Source organism: Saxibacter everestensis, assembly GCF_025787225.1.
Classification (GTDB): Bacteria; Actinomycetota; Actinomycetes; order Actinomycetales; family Brevibacteriaceae; genus Saxibacter; species Saxibacter everestensis.
On record NZ_CP090958.1, the window covers coordinates 3,078,867 to 3,098,889 of the forward strand.

General features: G+C 64.6%; 16 protein-coding genes. 7 read left to right on the forward strand and 9 right to left on the reverse strand.

Annotation, left to right across the window (positions count from 1 at the left end):
* Window position 1: 1 nt before the first annotated feature.
* A complete protein-coding gene (locus LWF01_RS14575) occupies window positions 2–1,183 on the reverse strand; it encodes a M24 family metallopeptidase (protein WP_349638087.1) in 1,182 nt (393 codons plus the stop codon).
* Window positions 1,184–1,490: 307 nt separating this feature from the next.
* Between LWF01_RS14575 and LWF01_RS14580 the strand changes: the two genes are divergently transcribed.
* Window positions 1,491–1,991 (forward strand): DUF6789 family protein, encoded by a 501-nt coding sequence (locus tag LWF01_RS14580; RefSeq protein WP_349638088.1) that lies wholly within the window; start codon window positions 1,491–1,493, stop codon window positions 1,989–1,991.
* Between the two features lie 46 nt (window positions 1,992–2,037).
* Here the strand turns inward: LWF01_RS14580 and LWF01_RS14585 are convergent, their stop codons facing one another.
* The 4 genes from LWF01_RS14585 to LWF01_RS14600 form a co-directional block, all read right to left on the reverse strand.
* A complete protein-coding gene (locus LWF01_RS14585; RefSeq protein ID WP_349638089.1) occupies window positions 2,038–2,715 on the reverse strand; it encodes a GntR family transcriptional regulator in 678 nt (225 codons plus the stop codon).
* Window positions 2,716–2,788: 73 nt separating this feature from the next.
* A complete protein-coding gene (locus LWF01_RS14590) occupies window positions 2,789–4,252 on the reverse strand; it encodes an NAD-dependent succinate-semialdehyde dehydrogenase (RefSeq protein ID WP_349638090.1) in 1,464 nt (487 codons plus the stop codon).
* A 32-nt stretch (window positions 4,253–4,284) separates the two neighbouring features.
* Entirely contained in the window at window positions 4,285–7,260 is a 2,976-nt protein-coding gene (locus tag LWF01_RS14595; protein ID WP_432762027.1) for an FAD-binding and (Fe-S)-binding domain-containing protein, read from the reverse strand.
* Between the two features lie 60 nt (window positions 7,261–7,320).
* Entirely contained in the window at window positions 7,321–8,574 is a 1,254-nt protein-coding gene (locus tag LWF01_RS14600; RefSeq protein ID WP_349638091.1) for an aspartate aminotransferase family protein, read from the reverse strand.
* Window positions 8,575–8,846: 272 nt separating this feature from the next.
* Here LWF01_RS14600 and LWF01_RS14605 point away from each other — a divergent pair, with 272 nt between their 5' ends.
* Window positions 8,847–9,674 carry an SDR family NAD(P)-dependent oxidoreductase gene (locus LWF01_RS14605; RefSeq protein ID WP_349638092.1) on the forward strand — a complete coding sequence of 276 codons (828 nt, stop codon included), beginning with the start codon at window positions 8,847–8,849 and terminating at the stop codon, window positions 9,672–9,674.
* 108 nt (window positions 9,675–9,782) lie between these two features.
* Here LWF01_RS14605 and LWF01_RS14610 read toward each other — a convergent pair whose 3' ends face one another.
* Window positions 9,783–11,438 (reverse strand): glycoside hydrolase family 13 protein, encoded by a 1,656-nt coding sequence (locus tag LWF01_RS14610; RefSeq protein WP_432761966.1) that lies wholly within the window; start codon window positions 11,436–11,438, stop codon window positions 9,783–9,785.
* A 161-nt stretch (window positions 11,439–11,599) separates the two neighbouring features.
* Between LWF01_RS14610 and LWF01_RS14615 the strand changes: the two genes are divergently transcribed.
* A complete protein-coding gene (locus LWF01_RS14615) occupies window positions 11,600–12,937 on the forward strand; it encodes a M18 family aminopeptidase (RefSeq protein ID WP_349638094.1) in 1,338 nt (445 codons plus the stop codon).
* Between the two features lie 94 nt (window positions 12,938–13,031).
* Here the strand turns inward: LWF01_RS14615 and LWF01_RS14620 are convergent, their stop codons facing one another.
* Window positions 13,032–15,176, reverse strand: a complete 2,145-nt coding sequence (locus tag LWF01_RS14620) for a thioredoxin domain-containing protein (protein ID WP_349638095.1) — start codon at window positions 15,174–15,176, stop codon at window positions 13,032–13,034.
* Between the two features lie 175 nt (window positions 15,177–15,351).
* On the opposite strand from LWF01_RS14620, the gene LWF01_RS14625 reads away from it, so the two are divergent.
* The 4 genes from LWF01_RS14625 (at window position 15,352) to LWF01_RS14640 (ending at window position 17,531) form a co-directional block, all read left to right on the forward strand.
* Complete coding sequence (locus LWF01_RS14625) at window positions 15,352–15,813, forward strand: nucleotidyltransferase domain-containing protein (protein WP_349638096.1); 462 nt, start codon at window positions 15,352–15,354, stop codon at window positions 15,811–15,813.
* 32 nt (window positions 15,814–15,845) lie between these two features.
* Complete coding sequence (locus LWF01_RS14630) at window positions 15,846–16,172, forward strand: HepT-like ribonuclease domain-containing protein (protein ID WP_349640940.1); 327 nt, start codon at window positions 15,846–15,848, stop codon at window positions 16,170–16,172.
* A gap of 381 nt (window positions 16,173–16,553) precedes the next feature.
* Window positions 16,554–17,303 (forward strand): class I SAM-dependent methyltransferase, encoded by a 750-nt coding sequence (locus tag LWF01_RS14635; RefSeq protein ID WP_349638097.1) that lies wholly within the window; start codon window positions 16,554–16,556, stop codon window positions 17,301–17,303.
* Between the two features lie 15 nt (window positions 17,304–17,318).
* The gene (locus LWF01_RS14640) at window positions 17,319–17,531 is read left to right on the forward strand and encodes a KTSC domain-containing protein (RefSeq protein ID WP_349638098.1); all 213 of its coding nucleotides are present in this window, start codon (window positions 17,319–17,321) and stop codon (window positions 17,529–17,531) included.
* A gap of 101 nt (window positions 17,532–17,632) precedes the next feature.
* Here LWF01_RS14640 and LWF01_RS14645 read toward each other — a convergent pair whose 3' ends face one another.
* Both LWF01_RS14645 and LWF01_RS14650 read right to left on the reverse strand, forming a co-directional pair.
* A complete protein-coding gene (locus tag LWF01_RS14645) occupies window positions 17,633–18,148 on the reverse strand; it encodes a ribose-5-phosphate isomerase (protein ID WP_349638099.1) in 516 nt (171 codons plus the stop codon).
* A complete protein-coding gene (locus LWF01_RS14650) occupies window positions 18,130–19,920 on the reverse strand; it encodes a dihydroxyacetone kinase family protein (RefSeq protein WP_349638100.1) in 1,791 nt (596 codons plus the stop codon). Before LWF01_RS14650 ends, LWF01_RS14645 begins: the two co-directional genes overlap by 19 nt.
* Window positions 19,921–20,023: the final 103 nt, after the last annotated feature.

Consider the following 20,023-nt stretch of genomic DNA (forward strand, 5'->3'; position numbering starts at 1 on the left):
GTTACCCCTCCTTGCAGATTAGATGTCGCGGAAAACTGGTGAACGCTTCTATACCGGATTCTGTCACCCGGATGGGTTCGGACAATTCGTAACCGAATCCATCCATCCACATCCCGCCGATCAGATGGAAGGTCATGTTCTCTTCGAGGACAGTTTCATCCTCGCTGCGCAGGCTGACGGTTCGCTCGCCCCAGTCCGGCGGATAGCCGATACCGATCGAGTAGCCGATTCGGGACGGCTTCTCCAAGCCATGCTTGGCCAGTGTCCAGTTCCAGGTTCGTGCCAGCTCGTTGACCGGGACGCCGGCCTGCGTGACGTCGATGACGGCGTTCAGCGCCTCGTCGGTGGCCTTGGACACCCGGTCGAGTTCCGCGCTCGGCTTGCCGAGGCTGACGGTGCGGGCGAGCGGCGTATGGTAACGCTCAAACGCGCCGGAGAGTTCAAGGACGACGGCCTGGCCGGACTCGAATGGCTTACTGTTCCAGGTCAGGTGCGGGGTATCCGCTTCGACACCGGTCGGAATCATCGGCACGATGGCCGGGTAGTCGCCGCCGAACTCCGGAGTGCCGGAGATCTGCGCGGCGCTGATCTTCGCGGCGAGGTCACACTGCCGCATGCCGACCCGCACGTTGTCGATGGCGGCGTTCATCGCCTCGGAACAGACCATGCCTGCCTGCCGCATATGCTGGATTTCGGCCGAGGACTTCACGACGCGGACCCAGTTCACCAGCTCGAAACAGTCGACCAGGCTCCATTCGGGCACCGCGTTGACGATGGCACGGTAGGCCTTCGGGGAGAAGAAGTGCGCGTCCATCTCCAGACCGACGTGGCCCTCGCTGGCGGGCACCGTGAGTCCAAGCTCCCGAAGCTTGAACATCACCCAGTCGAAAGGGTGGATGTAGGGCCGATGGATGTAGCGCTCCGGGTAGCCGTAGATGTTCTCGGCCGGCAACCAGGTGGTGCGAAAGGCGCCATCGGCGTCCATCTGCCGGGCAAAGAAGATCATCTCGCCCTCGCGCGGGACGAACAGCACCTGCGGGGTATAAAAGGACCAGGCGTTGTAGCCGGTGAGGTAGTAGATGTTTGCCGGGTCTGCGACGAGTAACGCCGACAGGCCCTGCGTCTGCATCCGGTCACGAACCCGTCGCAGGCGATCGCTGTACTCGGCGGCCGAGAAGATCAATTTCCCACCCTTGGTAAATTGTTGACAATGCGTCATTCGAGCCTATTGCTCGCCGCCATGACACCGCAAGGGTGAAGCGGAAAATGTTTGCGGCGGGCTTCCGTCCGCCAACAATTGCGGCCACTAGCACTCCACAGGCACTCGAAAACGTCCGCGTAATGAGATTGTGCGGGTTACCGAGCAGTAAGCCCCCGCAATTGTCGGGCGCACGAACCAATTTGGCGTGCCGGGACCGCAGCCGGAATGGTTGAGAGCCGCACGAATGGGTATCGCCCGGGTAACACCCACGAGGACGGCGGTCTGATTAATGACACAGAAACGAAACCATATGCTGTCCCGGCTGGTGCGTGGCGGAATCGGCGGCGTGGTCGCCACCTCCGCGATGAGCGCTGTCCTGGTCGCGGCCGATAAGGCTGGCTTTATGGAGCAGCCTCCGCCGCGCAGAATTACCAAGTTCTTCATGCCGCGGCCGCCCACGCCCAAACCCGTCATCGATGTCGCGACCCTGATCAGCCACTTCGGCTATGGGATCCTGGCCGGCGCTGTCTTCGGAGGAGTGAGCCGGAAGCCGACGCTGGCCAAGGGCACTGCGTACGGCACCGCACTCTGGGCCGCCAGCTATGAGGGCTGGATTCCGGCCCTGCGCATCATGCCGCCGGCGCACCGGGACCGCAAAGACCGGGCGCTGGCCATGGTTGTGGCCCACCTGGTGTACGGAGCGGTGCTGGCGGCCGCGCTGCGCAGGATCGGCCCGCGGCATCCGAAGGGTCAACCTAAGCAGGAGGGAAGCAGGGACTACGTCATCTGACTCCCCCACCGTGGCGCGCGCCTGAATAGCATTGCGCGCGCCTTAGCTAAACGTTCATCGACGCCGTCAGGTCCGCAATAGCTGTGGCCATGTGTTTGACGATCGCACCGTGCAGCTCATCGAACTTGTGCTCATCCAGCAGGTCGACAATCACTTCGTGCTCCTCGACCAGGGCGTGCACCCGCGGATAACGCACCTCAAGACTCATGATGCAGATCCGCGACTCTGCCGCCAGGGTCGAGTAGATCCGGCTGAGCCTGGAGTTGCCAGAGCCATCGACGAAGGTGGTGTGAAATGAGAGATCGAGTTCTGCCAGCCTTCGCCAGTTGCCTTCGGCGACGACGTCCGGCATCTTTGCCACGATGGCGCGCAGCTTGGACACCGTCGATGCCAGCTGGTCTTCGCCCCCGTATCGGATCGCGTCGAGCGCCGAGAGCTCGATCGCTTGCCGGGCTGCATAGATCTCCCGAACATCGTGCGGGGTGAGTTCCAGCACGAAGACGCCCCGATTGCGATGGCTGACCAGCAGGCCTTCCTGGCTCAGCCGTTGCAGGGCCTCACGGACGGGACCCCGCGAAACCCGCAGCTTGGCCGCCAGCTGGGCCTCCGTCACCTGCTCCCCCGGACTGAATGACCCATCGACAATCCGTTCACGCAGCTGATCAGCGATCAACACAGACGTCGGCCGCCCCTCAAGCGCCGATAGCCCATCGATTCCAGGCATGACTCACTCTCCCGTTGTGGTTGAAGGTCGCTGGCGGTACGCGGCCTTCCGTTCCCTGCAGATAAGACGGTGCTCAGGTGCGGGGAATCGCCATGTATTTATACTCCAAAAACTCCTCAATGCCCACGCGGCCACCCTCGCGGCCTACTCCGGACTGTTTGACGCCGCCGAACGGCGCAGCCGGATTCGACACCAGGCCGGTGTTCAGCCCGACCATGCCGACCTCGAGCCGTTCCCCCAGCCGCAGGGCCCGGTCGATGTCCTGGGTGAACAGGTAGGCGACAAGTCCCCATTCTGTGTCATTGGCCAGCCGAATCGCCTCGTCCTCGTCATCGAACGGGATGACGGCGGCAACCGGTCCGAAAATCTCGGTGCTCATCAGTTCGGCGCTGGCCGGCACGTCCGCCAGCACCGTCGGCGGGTAGAAGTATCCCGGACCATCCGGCCTGGAACCACCGGCCACCACCGCAGCCCCTTTACTCACCGCGTCATCGACCAGGCTCTGCACCTTGCTCAGCCCATCCGAATCGATGAGTGGGCCGACCTCGGTTTCCGCATCGGCGCCGTTGCCCACCGCGAGCGCCGACATCCGGTCAGCGAGCTTGTGGCCGAACTCCTCGGCAACGTCACGGTGCACGAACATCCGGTTCGCCGCCGTGCATGCCTCGCCCATATTGCGCATTTTCGCCATCATTGCGCCTTCCACAGCTCGGTCGATGTCGGCATCGCGGCACACGATGAACGGCGCATTGCCGCCGAGTTCCATCGACGTCCGCATCACGTTGTCGGCGGCCTGGCGCAGCAGAATCTTGCCGACCTCGGTTGAGCCGGTGAAGCTAATCTTGCGGGCGATCCCACTCGACATCCACGGACCGACCACACTGCCGGCGTCGGATGTCGTCACGACATTGAGCACGCCGGCTGGCAGTCCCGCTTCGATCAGGATGTCGGCCAGCGCGAGCGAGGTCAGCGGGGTGAGTTCCGCGGGCTTGAACACCATCGTGCAACCGGCCGCGACGGCCGGGCCGATCTTCCGGGTGCCCATTGCGAGCGGGAAATTCCACGGTGTGACCAGAACGCAGGGGCCGACCGGATCCCGGGTCACCACGATCCGGGTCTTGCCGTCGCCGGACGTAGTGTGGTCGCCGCCTATCCGGACGGCTTCCTCGGAGAACCAGCGGAAGAACTCCGCGCCGTAGGCTACCTCACCCCGAGCCTCGGCAAGGGGCTTGCCCATCTCGGCTGTGATCAGGCGGGCGAGTTCGTCGGCTCGGCTGATGATGATGTCGTATGCCCGGCGCAGGATCTCGCTTCGTTCGCGCGGCGATGTCCTCGCCCAGTCAGCCTGTGCCGCACCCGCGGCCTCGATGGCACGCTGCGCGTCGGCGGGAGAACCGTCGGCTACCTCGGCGATCACCTCGCCGGTGGCCGGGTTTTCGACCACGAAGGTCTTGCCGTTGGCTGACGCCGTCCACTCGCCGTTAATCAGCAGCTTGTTCTGTAGCGTCGTCGGTTCTGCGTCGGTAACCGTCGTCATTTAAGCGGTCTCCTTCTCGGAAATTAGGGGTTTCAGGTTGGTTCGGCGGTCGGGTCGGGATCCAATAGTTCCGCCAGGTGCAGGGATGGCCGATCGGGGTCGAGCTGCTTGACCTGCATCTGACAACTGAAACCATCGGTGAGCACGGGCGTTTCGGGATGACTGGCCCGAAGCGCGGGCGCCAGACTTTGCTCGGCGACCTGCATGCTGATGTCGAAGTGCTCGGACTCGAACCCGAAGTTGCCGGCGACACCGCAGCAGCCGGTGGCCTCCCGGACCTCAGGCACGCCGATGCCCTTCAGTGCTGCTTTCTGAGTGGCGGCGCCAAATGTCGAGTACTCGTGACAGTGGGTTTGCACGGTGACGGCTTCAGGCGCCGTGCCGTCCGGCCAGCTCGGAGTCCAGCCTGAGCCGCTGAGTTTGGTGACCATGCCGGCGAAGCTGGTGATCCGGGCCGCCACCCGGCGCGACGCATCGGTGCCGAGCAGTTCGGGGGCATCCTTCCTGAATGCCGCGGCACAGCTCGGTTCGATCACCACGATCGGCCGGTCGGTTCCGTCATCGAGTGCGCCGATGGCCTTGCTCATCAGCTTCTTGGCAGTACCCAGCTGTCCGGTTGAGATCCAGGTAAGGCCGCAGCAGGCGTCCTTGCGGCATTCGACGCTCTGGCCGGCGTCGCCGAGCACCCGCTGCGCGGCACCGGCCACTCTCGGCCGGAAACCACGGGTAAAGGTGTCTACCAACAAGACGACGTCTGCCACCCCGGACTTTCCCGGCACGGCATCCCGCGCGCGGAGCAGTTCCTGGTCAACGGCGCGGCGTGAGGCGAACTTGGGCAGGGGGCGCTTCGTGGTCAGCCCTCCGAGTTTCGCGCCGATCGCGCCGAGCGGGGTCGCCATCACGGCGTTCACCAGGGGAGCCACCCGTTCGGTGACCCGCAACCAGCGTGGTAGCCAACCCAGCGAATAGTGCGACATCGGTCGCCGGCGACCTTCGTAGTAGTGGTCGAAGAACTCCGACTTGTAGGTGGCCATGTCGACACCGACCGGACAGTCCGTGGAACATGCCTTGCACGAGAGGCAGAGGTCGAGCGCCTCGCGGACTTCCTCGGACTTCCAGCCCTCGGCAACGGACGGCGAACTGCGCACCATCTCCTGCAGTACGCGTGCCCGGCCTCTGGTCGAGTCTTTCTCGTCCCGGGTCGCCCGGAAGCTCGGGCACATGACGCCGCCGGTGTCGGTACGGCATTTGCCGATGCCGACGCAGCCCTGAACTGCGTGCACGAACGAGTCGACGGCTCCGGACGGGGTTTTGCCCTCCACCGGGGCATTCACCGGCTTCAGGTCAAAACTGGTCCGCCATTCCCGGTCCGGAATGCCCTCCAGGGCGAGGTTCTCACCGAGACCGTCCGGGTCGACGAGCGACCCCGGGTTGAGCACGCCCTGCGGATCCCAGATCCGTTTGAAACGGGCGAAAGCGCTAAGCATCGCTGGGGAGTACATGATCGGCAGCAGTTCGGACCGAGCCCGGCCATCACCGTGTTCGCCGGAAAGCGATCCGCCGTGCTTCACGACGAGCTTCGCCGCCGCGCGCATGAAGTCCTGCATCACGCGACGGCCCTGATCGCTGCGCAGATCGAAGGTTATCCGGATGTGCATGCAACCAGCGCCGAGATGGCCGTACATCACGCCGTGCAGCTCGAAGTCGCTGAGCAGGGTGCGGAACTCGTCCAGGTAGTCGGCGAGGTTTTCCGGGGCGACGGCGGAATCCTCCCAGCCGGGCCAGGATTCACCTCCACCGACCAGCCGTGAAGCCAGCCCGGCGCCCTCCTCGCGGACCCGCCAGAGCGAGGCACGATCGTCCGGATCGGGCACGGTCATTCCCTCGATCAGCCTGCCGTTTTCCTTCAGCCGGGCCAGTAGCCGATCCGCTTCGGCGGCGACGGCATCGGCGTTGTCACCGTCGAGATCGACGTAGAGCCAGGCTCTGCCGTCGGGCAGGCCACGCACCGAATCGTGTCCACGGCGGAAGCGCATCGTGTCCACGATCGCTTCGTCTATTCCCTCAATGGCCGCGGGCTTGAACTCCAGGATTGTCATGATGTCCCGTGCTGCCTCAACCACGTCGGGGTAGCCAAGGCTGACCAGCAAGGCGGCCTTCTCCTTGGCGACGAGGCGCAATCGGGCACCGACCACGATGACGCAGGTGCCCTCGCTGCCGACCAGCGCGCGAGCCACATTGAATCCGTTTTCCGGCAGCAGGTGGCCAAGGTGGAAACCGGAGACCTGGCGCGGGATCCGGCCGAGTTCGGTCCGGAAGTCGGACATGTGCTGCGTCGTCAACTCGCGCAGCTCCGCCTCGAGTTCTGCGGCGCGCTCGACCGCGGGGCGGTCGGCCGGGTCGCTCGCGCTGAGCCCGCTACTGGTGGCTGTGAGCCGGAAACCGTCCACCGTCACAACATCGAGGGCGATGACATGGTCTGAGGTCCGGCCATGACGCACGGAGTGGTTGCCGCAGGCATCATTCGACACTGCGCCACCCACAGTGGCGCGGGTCTTGGAAGAAGGATCTGGGGCAAACGTGAGTTCGCCGTCGCTGAGTTGTTCGATCCGGCGCTGCAGCGTGGTGAGCACGATGCCGGGCTGGGCTATGACCTCGCGACCTTCCGGATCGAAGTCGCTGATGCCGGTCATATACCGGGAGAAGTCCAGCACGATACCGGGGCCGACCGCGTTCCCAGCCATCGACGTCCCGCCGCCGCGGCCGATCACCGGCACGCCGTGCCGGTGGCAAAGCCGGACGATGGTCGCCACCGAGTCCGCGTCACGCGGAAAGATCACGGCCAGCGGTGGCACCCGATAGTTCGAGGCGTCGTAGGAGTATTCGGCAAGCCGGCGCGGCGCGGTGTCGACATCGACCCCCGTCGCCCGAAGCGCCCGAAGCAACTCCGGTGCGGCCGGAGCGGCGTCGACGGGCGCGAGGGAAGCGTGCGGGGGTTGCGCGAACAGTGTCACTACGTCTCCTTCTTGCGTTGCCTGCTGGCCCTACGCCTGCGCGGCCGGCCGCTCTTAAGCCTGGATCGCCTTCGACGCACGGGCAAAGGCGTCGAGGCCGATCCCGATTTCTTCCGCAGAGACCACAAGTGGCGGTATCACCCGGATCACGTTGCCGGCCGAGCCGCAGGTCAGCAGCAGGAGATCTTCCGCGATTGCGGCCTGCTGAATCGCGCTCGCCGTGGCCGCATCGGGGTTGCCGTCGGCATCGACGTACTCGATGGCCTGCATCAGACCGAGCCCGCGGACATCGCCCATTCGCGGGTCGTCGTTCTGCAGTCCTTCGAGGCCGGCGCGCAGCTCACGGCCGCGCTCGGCCGCATTGGCGACCAGGTTCTCCCTGGCGATGACGTCGAGTGTAGCGACAGCTGCCGCTGCCGCCACCGCGTTGCCCCCGTAGGTCCCGCCCTGCGATCCCGGCCAGGCCTTGGCCATCAACTCGCCCGACGCGGCGATGGCCGAGATCGGGAATCCACTGGCAAGCCCCTTGGCCGTGATGACGACATCGGGCGTGATGTCGGCCCAATCATGACCCCAGAATTTTCCTGTGCGGCCGACGCCGGCCTGAACTTCGTCGAGGATGAGTACGATGCCGTGCCGGTCGGCGCGCTCGCGAATCCCTTCCAGGAAGCGCGGCGGGGTGGGCAGGTAACCGCCATCGCCAAGGACCGGTTCGATGATGAATCCGGCGGTGTCTTTCGGGCTGCTGACGGTGGTCAGCAGGTAGTCGAGTTCCTTCAGCGCGAAGTCGATTGCGGTGTCCTCGTCCCAGCCATACCGGAAGGCATAGGGGAACGGGGCAATCTGCACGCCGCCCATGATCGGCGAAAAACCGGAGCGGAACTTCGTGCCAGCCGTGGTGAGTGAGGCGGCGGCGACAGTTCGGCCATGGAATCCGCCATGGAACGCCACAATGTTCGGCCGACCGGTGGCCATCCGGGCCAGCCGGATCGATGCCTCGACGGCTTCGGAGCCCGAGTTCGCGTAGTACACGCTGTCCAGGCCGGCCGGAAGCACCTCACCGAGTTTCTCGGTCAGGGCCATCAGCGGCTTGTGCATCACCGTGGTGTATTGCGCATGAATGATCTTGCCGACCTGCTCCTGAGCGGCGGCGACAACGTCCGGGTGACAGTGTCCGGTGCTGGTCACGCCGATTCCGGTGGTGAAGTCCAGGTATTTCCTGCCGTCGTCACCGAAGATCCAGCTGCCCTTCGCGTGATCCACAACAACCGGCGTTGCTTGCTTGAGAATTGGGCTCAGAGTCGTCATTCGTCCATCCTCAGCCAGGTTCCGATGATTGTCAACAATCTGCAGCGACGGGTGGGGGTGCCTGCGGCTGGGATACGTTCCGGGCACGCGGGCGGCACGGATACCTGCCGGTGCGCCGAGTCTCGCTTCTCGGGTTCCTGGGAGGGGTAGCAGTCGAAACGGTGGTTCCAAGCCTCCCGCCCGGGTGTACCCCTCCCGATTGCGGCTCTCCCCTCCCGGGTGGGGAGTACCGCCCCCAGGCGGCCGTGCGCGTGTGCCGTAGCTTGGAGCACATGAGCGAGCGAACCGTGGTCATTACCGGTGCCAGCGACGGGATCGGCGCGGCTGCGGCCGGCCAGCTTCATGCGCTGGGTTTCCGCGTCGTCGTTGTCGGCCGCTCGGCCGAGAAATCCGCCGCTGTGGCCGAGCGTCTTGGCGCCGATCACCTGACCGCTGACTTCTCAAACCTTGACGATGTCCGCGCGCTCGCGGACGCCATCAACGAGCGGTATCCGCGCATCGATGCCCTGCTCAATAACGCCGGCGGGGTCATGGGCAAGCGCAGGCACACGGATGATGGGTATGAGCTGACGCTGCAGGTCAACCATCTGGCGCCATTCCTGCTGACCAACCTGCTGCTCGGCAAGCTGCTCGCCAGTGACGCAACGGTGGTGAACACCTCGAGCGTGGCCAACCGGGTGTGGGGCAAGATCAACATCAATGACCTCGGCAATGCCAACCGGTATACGCCGCATAAGGCATACGGCGATGCGAAACTGATGAACCTGTTGTTCACCCGGGAGCTGCACCGCCGCTTCCATCAGGACGGGCTGAACGCTGCCGCTTTTCATCCAGGTGTTATCGCCACAAACTTCGCCGCCGGATCCGCAAGCCTGCTTCGTCCGCTGTACCGGAATCCGATCGCGGGAAGAATCCTCGGCACCCCGGTGCAGGGCGCCGACACGATGGTCTGGCTCACCGTTGCGCGGCCGGGTACCGACTGGAAGCCGGGCGAGTACTACGCCGGCCGCAAGCGAGCCCGGGCTAACCGACAGGCCGACGACCCGGCCCTGGCGGCCGAACTGTGGGACCACTCGGCCGCCATGGTCGGGCTGAAGTAAGGCACAAGGCGAAACGGTCCGCTATCTCCCCCAGGACCCCTGTATTAGGTGCCCAGCTTAAGGAGAAAGTGGACCGTTTCGCTTAGCGGAAGGTGACCTGGCCGGACTTTAGCGTTCCAGCCAGACCGTCGTTTCGCCCGGTAGCTGGCCATCGGACAGCGGCTGGCTACTCAGCAGCACTTTGCCTTCCGGCAGCGGGACGGGCCCGGACGAGAAGTTCGTCACCGATTCCCAGCCAGTGGAACGCCGAAAGTGCAGCACAGATTGGGCCGATCCGGCGTCCCCGGACCAGGTCAGATTTTCATCGCCCTGAAAGTCCCGACGCAGCCGAAGCGCCTCGCGGTACAGGCTCAGCATCGAGTCGGGCACGCCATCCTCGGCCTCGACCGACGATTCTCCGTACCAATCAGGCTGCGGCAGCCAGGCGTCGCCGCCGAATCCGAACGAGGGTCCGCCCCGGTTCCAGGGCAGCGGAACCCGGCATCCGTCGCGTCCCTTGCTCGTCATCCCGGTACGCTCCCACTGCGGATCCTGCAGGGATCCGGTCGGCAGATCGGCGACCTCGAACAGGCCCAGCTCCTCGCCCTGATAGAGGTAGGACGAGCCCGGCAGAGCCAGCATCAGCATTGTCGCGGCCCGCGCCCGGCGCAGGCCCTGCTCCGGGTTCGGCTCGGGTGTGTGCCCTTCGGAAAGCAGCCACTCGTTGAGGTTGGCATCCGCTGGCAGGGCGTAGCGGGACGGATGCCGGACCACATCGTGGTTGGACAGCACCCAGGTCGCCGACGCCTGAACTTCCGCTGCCGAGGCAAGCGATGAGTCGATGATTGCGCGGAAAACCGCGGCATCCCAGTCGGCCTCAAGGAACTCGAAGTTGAACGCCTGGCCGAGCAGATCCTGCTGCGCGTAGATCACCCGCCGTTCGTTGGCCACCCAGGCTTCGGCGACGGCTGTGCGCGGTGGATCGTACTCATCGAAAACCTCGCGCCACTCGCGATAGATTTCGTGCACCTCGTGCCGGTCGTAGAGCGGATGGCTTCCATCTGTCGGGAAGTCGGTCATCGTGTCGTTGTGCGTTGGTGGCAGGTCCGGCAGCTCGGCCGGCAGATCCTTGGCGAGCGCGTGTGCCACGTCAATCCGGAAGCCCGCGACACCTCGATCGGACCAGAAGCGCAGAGTCTTCTTGAAATCCTCGCGCACTTGCGTGTTGGTCCAGTTGAAGTCCGGCTGTTCCCGGGCGAACAGATGCAGGTACCACTGGCCATCGGGAACCCGGGTCCAGGCGCTGCCGCCGAAGTGCGATACCCAGTTGCTCGGCGGTTCGGCGCCGTCCGGGCCCTTGCCATCACGGAAGATGTACCGGTCCCGCTCGGGTGACCCGGGTTCAGCCGCAAGGGCTTCCTGGAACCAGGCGTGCTGGTCCGAGGAATGGTTGGGCACGATGTCGACGATGATCCTGATCCCAAGCTCATTGGCTTTGGCCATCATGGTGTCGAAGTCGTCCAGGCTGCCGATCCGCGGGTCGACATCGCGGTAATCGGCGACGTCGTAGCCACCGTCGGCCAGCTCGGAGGGGTAGAACGGGCTCAGCCACACGGCGTCGATGCCCAGCTCGGAAAGGTAGGGCAGCCGCGACGTGACGCCGCGAAGGTCACCGATCCCGTCACCGTTCGCGTCGGCAAAACTTCGCGGATAGATCTGATAGACGGCGGCCTGTCGCCACCAGTTCGGGTCGGACTGGATCGACTGCTGGTCAGACACAAGCATCCTTTCGAAGCGGACGTGGATTGCCCTGCAAGCCTTTCACGTCATGGCAGTCGTTTGAAGAGGTTTGCCAGGTCGCCTCAACGCAGGCCCGGTGGGGTTCGTCACAACGGCCGGGGTTGGCTGCACGATCCTCGTTTCCGATAGCAGGGCAGAATGAGGCTATGACTTCGCTTGCCTCACTTACTCCCCATGAGCACATCGGCGACCTTGGCGGATTCGTCACCCAGTCGCCTTCGTCGTTCCACGCGGCGCACGAAGTGGCCGCCCGGCTGCGGGAGGCCGGGTTCACCGAACTGCGCGAGGCGTCCGAACAAACCGATCCGAAGCCGGATACTGATGGGTCCACCCCGGCGGCTACCAAGCAATTCGTTATCCGCGACGGCGCCGTCATCGCATGGGTTGCACCGGCGACGGCCGGCCCGACCACGCCGTTCAACATCGTGGGCGCGCACACCGATTCGCCGTCGTTCAAGCTCAAACCGAAGTCCTCGACCGCCGCGCATGGTTGGCTGCAGGCCGGAGTCGAGGTGTATGGCGGTCCGCTGCTCAACTCCTGGTTGGACCGAGAGGTTGAACTCGCTGGCCGACTCGTGACCCTCGATGGCGCCGAGCACCTTACCCGTACCGGACCGATGCTGCGGTTTCCGCAGCTCGCGATTCACCTGGATCGAGCGGTCAATGACGGGCTCTCGCTGAACAAACAGGTGCATATGAACCCGGTATGGGGACTTGAGACGGGTCAGCCCGCCGACCTGCTCGGCGTGCTGGCGGATCAGGCAGATGTCGAAGCGGCATCCGTTGCCGGCTATGACATCGTCGTGGCGGATACCCAACTGCCACAGGTGTTCGGCGGTTACGGCGAACTCTTTGCCTCCGGCAGGTTGGACAACCTCTCCTCGGTGCACGCCGGACTGACCGCGCTGCTGGATGTCGCATCGCGCTCGGATGAGGCTGGGTACACCGGGCCGATCTCGGTGCTCGCGGCATTCGACCATGAAGAGGTCGGCAGCGGATCACGCTCCGGCGCCAGCGGACCGATCCTGGACGACGTGCTGACCAGGATCTCGTTCGGGCTCGGTGCGGATTCCGCTCAACGACTGCAGGCCTACGCCGCGTCGTTCTGCGTTTCAGCCGATGCCGGTCACTCGGTGCATCCGAACTACCCCGAGCGGCACGATCCCGCGAACCGTCCGGTGGCCGGCCGCGGTCCGCTGCTGAAGATTAACGCCAACCAGCGATATTCCACCGACGCCACCGGCGCAGCTGTATGGGCGCGGCTCTGCAAGGCGGCCGACGTGCCTTACCAGGAGTTCGTTTCCAACAACGAGATGCCGTGTGGCTCCACCATCGGGCCGCTCACCTCTACCCGACTCGGCATCCGCACGGTAGACGTCGGTATCCCACTGCTGTCGATGCACTCCGCTCGCGAACTGTGTGCCGTCTCCGATCCGCTGTACCTTGCCCAGGCGTGTGCCGAATTCTTCGGCACCGTTGTGTAGGAGGTTGGGAGGGGGCCGGCTGCTCGACCGCTCGGCTTCTCGGCCACGGGCCACACAGGCCGGCGGGGTGTCGGCCTAACCGGGCAACCGGGAACTAGGTCGGCTCGGCTCCCGCGCCCAGCAGTCGGCTGAGCTCGGCCGGGTCGGTGGTGGGCTGCCGACAGACGAACCCCTGGCAGACATACACCGTCGGTTTACCGGATGCCACCGGGCGGTCCTGCAGCAGCGGCACCGGGTCCGGATCTCCCTCATGACCGATGGCAATCACGCCGCCAGCACCTGATCGCCAAGCTGCCCGGATCAGGTCGTTGACTCGATCCGAAGCACTGCCGCCCGGCTGCCCTGCATCGCTGGCCCTGCCGGCCCTGCTAAAAGCCTTCTCATCCGGGCGACTCGTGCCGCCGGAACCCACCGCGCCATCCTCCCGTGGCAGCACGATGGCGATCTCCTTCGGTCCGTCCGCCATCGCCTCCGCGACGGCAAGTCCCCATCCTGCCGCCCGCGGATATGCGCCGGCCAAGGGCGCGTATATTCCCAGCGCCTGTTCGGCAGCCTCTCGGTAACGTGCCTGACCAGAAATGGCTGCGAACTCGAGCAGGGCGTCTGCCGCGGCAGATCGGCCGCTCGGGCTCGCGTTGTCGGACGGATCAGCGGGACGGAGCAGCAGCTGCTCAGCGTCATCGGCAGTGTCGTGAAACTGCCTGGTTCCGTCCTCCGACGTCGACGAGAAGTGATCGAGGATGGAGTCACACAGGCTCCCGGCGGCGTCATACCAGCGACGATGTCCGGTCGCGGAAAACACGGCGATGAACGCCGCGGCAACACACCCGTAGTCCTCGAGCACGCCCGCGTTGGAGCCCGGCTCGCCAGCCCGGGAGGTTCGCAGCAATCGAAGTTGGCCATCGCCTTCGACTGCATGCGTTGACAACAGGAAGTTTGCCGCCGATGTCGCGACCTCCACCAGTTCCGGCCGGTCAAGAGCCATGCCGGCATGCACCAGTCCGGTAATCGCCAGACCATTCCAGGCCGCCACCACCTTGTCGTCGCGGGCCGGGTGGGTCCGCTGTTCCCGGGCCGCGAGCAGCCGGTCACGCACCGATTTGAAGCGCGGAGCGTCGTCGGCTGCCAGTTCTGGGTTTAACTGAAGCACCGAGCTGCCCTTCTCGAAGGTGCCTTCCTCGGTCACCTTGAACACCGAGGCAGCCCACTCGCCGTCTTCCGCGCCAAGGATCTCATTCAGTTCCTCAGGCGTGAAGGCATAGAATTTCCCCTCCTCGCCCTCGGTGTCTGCATCGAGTGAGGAGGCGAAGGCGCCGTCATCCGTACGCAGGTCCGAGATCAGCCAGTCGGCCGTTTCCCCGGCGACACGGCGGGCCAGCGGCTCCCCCGTCGCTAGCCAGAACTGGGTATAGGCGCGGAGCAGAAGCGCGTTGTCATAGAGCATCTTCTCGAAGTGCGGCACTCGCCAGTTGGCGTCGACCGAGTAGCGGGAGAACCCGCCGGCAAGCTGATCGTAGATGCCGCCGTGCGCCATCGTCCGGCAGGTCACAGTCGCCATATCGAGCGCCGACCGGTCGTCGGTGCGGGCATGATGGCGCAGCAGCTGGATGAGCGACATCGATGGCGGGAACTTCGGCGCCCCGCCAAATCCGCCGTCCCGCGGATCGAAATCGTCCGCCAGCTTCACGACCGCGGCATCGAGCACGGCAGCATCGGGCAAACTCCCTGCCGGAAGCGCGCCCTGCTCCCGAAGCCGGTCGACAAGGTCTGCGGCGCTCGCGGTGAGTTCCGTTCGGCGGTTGCGCCACGCGTCGTCGATGGCGGCCAGCACCTGCAGAAAAGATGGCTGCTGATACCGGGGCCGCGGCGGATAGTAGGTTCCGGCATAGAACGGTTCGGCGTCAGGTGTCAGGAATACGGTCATCGGCCAGCCACCCTGGCCGGTCATCGCCTGCAGTGCGTTCATGTAGACCGAGTCGATGTCCGGTCGTTCCTCGCGGTCTACCTTGATGTTCACGAAATGGGCATTCATTACCGCAGCCGTGTCCGGGTTCTCGAAAGATTCATGCGCCATCACGTGGCACCAATGACAGGCCGCATACCCGACGGAGAGCAACACCGGCAGATCGCGTCGGCGCGCCTCGTCGAAGGCCTCGGGTTCCCATTCCCACCAGTCAACCGGGTTGTCCGCGTGCTGCAGGAGGTATGGGCTGGTTGCCTCGTTCAGTCGATTCGGCATAGCTCAACCATCTAACGAACCCGTCTCGATGACCAGCCCTGGGCGGGGATGGCGACAGATCGCTTCCTGGCCGGCCGGTGACCGGCGCATCGTGCTGTCGGCCACTCCGTCACCATCGGATAGGTCGCCGTAGGGCCTCGGCACGAGAGGCATAGATACGTTCTATACTCATACTGTGGACGGACACACATTGCGCGATTACCGCCAGCGTTATGGGCTGAGTCAGGCCGAAGTCGCCCGTGAGGCCGGCATGCGGCAGCCCGATCTGTCAGCCATCGAACACAATCGCCGCGGAAGTGACTCCGTCAATCGTCGTGTGGAGGCCGCCATCCGCCGCCTCGTTCGCCCGAGTGCTGCTATCGCTGGCGAACAGAACCGCCGCGATCTGCGCGAGACCCTGCTTAAATACGGCGCCCGTGATATTCGCGTTTTCGGTTCAACTGCCCGCGGTGACGACCGACCCGGCAGTGACCTGGACATCATGGCCACCTTCCCCCCAGGGTTCGACCTGTTCGACCTGATGGCGGTGGAGGCCGACATCGAGGCCCGTCTGGGCATCCACGTCGATGTGGTCTCCGAAGACCACCGAACCCCTTACGCGCTGGCGGAGGCCAAGGCAGACGCGGTGCCACTGTGAGTTCGGGTGAGGACGTCACCTGCGTGGCACAGATGGTAGATGTCGCTCGGCAGGCCGAGCAGGTCGTGGCCCGCGGCCGCGAGGTGTTCTTCGAACAGGCGAACGTCGTCGAATTCCTCGCCGGTCGGATGATCGTCATCGAGCTGGACGTTGCGGCCGGCAAGGTGTCCGACGAGTTCAAGTCGGCTCACCCGGGTCCCTGGCAGGCACTATCCCGAGCCCGGGACAAGTACGCACATCACTACGAAGACATCGACAGAGGCGTCGTGTGGGAGTTGCTCGAACACCGACTGCCACGCTGGTCCATCGAGCTCCTCGCCGCCGTGCGCGCCGGTGATGATCAGGACACTGCGCAATAGGTAGGGCGGAGGCAGCGCCGGCCCGAAATGCTCTCCTCCCTCGGGCGGGACGACATCGCTTGATACCCAGGACTCGTAGGCGTCGAAGCGTTGTACATCCGTAGGCCAGGATGCCGAGCGCACGCAGAGGGGTTCGACGCGAACTTAAAAGCAAGGCGCCCATTCTCTTATATCTTCGTGAGACCGACACCCAGACGCTTATAAGTTCGGAACTACGGCAGCTCGAGTTGCGGGCGGCAAGCACACGTGCTCGGTAGTGCAGAAGGCGGTTGCTCACGCCTGCTTAAGAACGTCTTGGCTAAGATCAACGGTGGTCTCGGCGGTCTCGAGTGCATGCAGCGCAAAGAGTCCCCGGTCCGTCATCTGCCGTACAGTGCTCGCATGGACTTTGACAGTCTAGCCAGTGAGGTATTCCGTTTCGAAGGTTGGGACTTCTCTGCCTTCGAAGGCCGAATATTCGAGGAACCGACACCCTGGGATTACCCAGCGCTTGTTGCAAGCGCGGCACGGCAAGCGGCCGCTATGGCCGACATGGGCACGGGCGGCGGTGAATTTTTTAAGGAACTACTTGAAGAGCTAGGAACTCAATCGCCGCAATACGTCACGGCGACCGAGTCGTGGGAACCAAACCTTCCGGTTGCTCGCACTAGGCTGGCACCGCTAGGCGTGAACGTCGTCGCTTTCACCGACGATTCAAGGCTTCCATTTAGAGACAACGAACTCGACCTAGTCGTCAATAAGCATGAATCCTTTGATCCGACAGAGGTCAAAAGAGTCTTACAACCTGACGGCCGTTTCCTGACTCAGCAGGTCGGCGGCCGCGATCTTTCGGAAATCAATGCAAGACTCGGGGCTCAGCCGCTTGACTATTCCGACTGGACACTTGAAGCCGCGGTGGATGGGCTTCGTGCAGCGGGTTTCGTCATCGAAAAGGCAGAAGAGGCGCTGATCGATACCTGGTTTGGCGACGTCGGCGCCCTGGTCGGTTTTCTCCAGGTCATCGACTGGCAGGTTCCGAACTTCAGCGTTGACGCGTACCGTGATCAACTGCGCCGCATCCACGAGGAGATCCTTGCAGACGGGCCTCTCCTCGCCCAAGCGCACCGGTTCCTGATCCAAGCGCACAGCTGAATTTCGGAGGAGACAGTGGAGCTGCAGCCAATCCGGTCCGACAGCCTCGCTGCGGTCGGGTACGACGATAAGACGTCTACCCTCTACGTGGAGTTCCGGCACGGCGGCCTCTATGCCTACCACGAAGTCCCCGCCGAGCTGTATGCAGAACTGTTAGCGGCGCAGCCCCATCCCTGGACGCAGCTTGCCGAGCGGGTGAAGTCACACAGGTACACCGTGCTCAGCTGAGCGACGCTTTGGGGGGCAACAAGTCATACTCCAGCCTTCCGCCCCTCGGCCACGCCCCTTAGACGTGGGATAGTGCCGGTTCGAAGCTAATAGTCCACGTTTCACGCGCCGACCAGCGACCGCGGTTCGCACCACGCCCCACTGCAGACCCGCGGATCAGACTTCGTAGCTGCCGATTGCCGCGACCTTTCCGCGGAGGCACTGGACGCATCGAAGCTGTAGCTCAGCCATTCCCCGGCCAACCGGCGGGCAAGTTCCAAGCCGATGACCCGCTGACCCATTGTCAGCACCTGCGCGTTGTTGCTCAGGATCGCGCGTTCGACCGAGTAGGAATCGTGTGCGGTGACGGCGCGAATTCCTCTGACCTTATTAGCAGCGATGGCTACACCGAGCCCGGTTCCGCAGACCAGAAATGCCCGGTCAGCCTTTCCCTCGGCAACAAGTCTGGCGGCGTCAACTGCCACATGCGGGTATGCCGTGTGCCCATCCGCGCCGACGCCGACGTCCACGATGTCGACGACTCGGTGATTCTTAGCGAAGTCGGCCTTAATCGCCTCCTTGTACTGGAAGCCGGCATCGTCGCTACCAACCACGATTCTTAAGCCTCGAGCATCCATGACTTCCCTTTCCACAGTTCGGCGTCAGCGAGAGAGCTGAGAACCAGCGCCATAGAGGTCGCGCCGGCATCCGGCGTGCCCAGACTCTTTTCGGCCAGCGGACGCGCCCGGCCGAGCTTCGGCGTCAGTTCACTGGTCGCCTCGGCCCTCTCGGATGCGAGCGCGGCAGCGTGCCGGAACGCCGTCAGTAGGTCCTCCCCACCGTTCACACGGGCCGTCAGCTCATCGACGAATGGCAGCAAGGCATCGACAAGCGTCTTATCGCCGACGGTGGCACCACCGAGTTCGACAATCGCCGTGGCAAACGCCTGCGCCGCGGCGACGGCATCCTTCGGCTGATACCGCTCCGAGTCGTCGCCGAGCGATGCGCCGAAGGCTTCGAACGCGGCACCCCAGAGCACACCAGAGGTTCCGCCAGCCCGTTCCGCCCAGGCCTGCCCGGCCTTCTTCAACAGCCAGGAGGCTCCAGGAGATCCGCCGTCCGCCGCGTGCGAGGCCGTACCAGGGGATCCATTCGAGAGGGCCAGTTCCACGGCCTCGACCGCAGCATTCGCACCCTTGACCATCCCGCGCCCGTGGTCGCCGTCGCCGGCCACCGCGTCGATGTCACCGAGCAACTTTTCGTTGTCCTGCAGCACGGTGGCGATCAAGCCGAGGGCGTCCCGCACCAGGCCGGCGAGCCGTTGCGCAGCCGGGCTCGCCTGCGGCGCAACGTCCTGTTCGGCACCCGGCTCCCAAAAGTCGTCAGCGTCCGCACTGATCGCGGCTATCGGCGACCTTTGCTTCCGATAGGCCGGCGTATAAGCATCGGCGCACCACAGCCGCTCGAGCTCGTCGTCCAGCCACATCAGAGTCAGCGAGCAGCCACCCATGTCGAGGCTGGTCACCAGCTCGCCCACCTCCGCCTCGACCGGCTGGAACCCGGCCTCCCGAAGCCGCGGCGCGATCGTCCCCCAAAGCAGGAAGAGTTCCTCGTACTTGGTCGTGCCCAGTCCGTTCAGAATCGCGGCGACCCTTCTGCTCTCGCCGACTGATCCGCCGGTTGGCGCGTGCTCCAGGACTGAGGACACCAGGACGTGGGAGAGATCCTCCGCGCTCGGCATCGGTTCGTCTCGAATTCCCGGCTCGCCGTGGATGCCGAGTCCGAGTCCCAGATGCCCTTGCGGGACGGTGAAGAGCGGCTCGGAGGCGCCCGGCATTGTGCAGCCATCGAAGGCGACGCCGAGTGTCCTGGTGGCCGAGTTCGCGGCCTGGCCAAGGCGTTCCACCTGATCAAGCGACCGACCTTCACCTGCCGCTGCTCCCATCACCTTGAACACTGCGAAGTCACCGGCGATGCCGCGCCGCTGGTCTTCGGCATCGGCGGAGGCGATGTCGTCGGTGACCAGGACGATCCGGGTGTCGATACCCTCCTTGCGGAGCCGGTCGGCAGCCAGGCCGAAGTTCATTGTGTCGCCAGCATAATTGCCGAAGCTCAGGATGACGCCCCTGCCCTGGTTGGCTGCCTTCGCCACCGAATAGACCTGCGTGGCCGAGGGTGAGGTGAAGATGTTACCGACGACAGCGCCGCTGGCGAATCCCTCGCCGACAAGGCCGGCAAAAGCCGGGTAATGGCCCGAACCACCGCCAATCACCACTGCGACCTGTGGCTCCCCGGCCCGCCGGGCGATGACGCCACCAGGAACCCCGCGCAGCCGGTCAGCGTAAAGGTCCAGGAAGCCTGTCAGCTGGTCCTCGGCGAACTCGCTGGGTTGATTGAATATCTTCGTCATCGCACTTGTCCTTCTGTTGCTGGTCGTCTGACCCCGAGACCAATCGGTCCAGGCGCCGGCCCGGCCCCGGCTGCCCAAGGACCCGCCCGGCCCGATCCCGGGC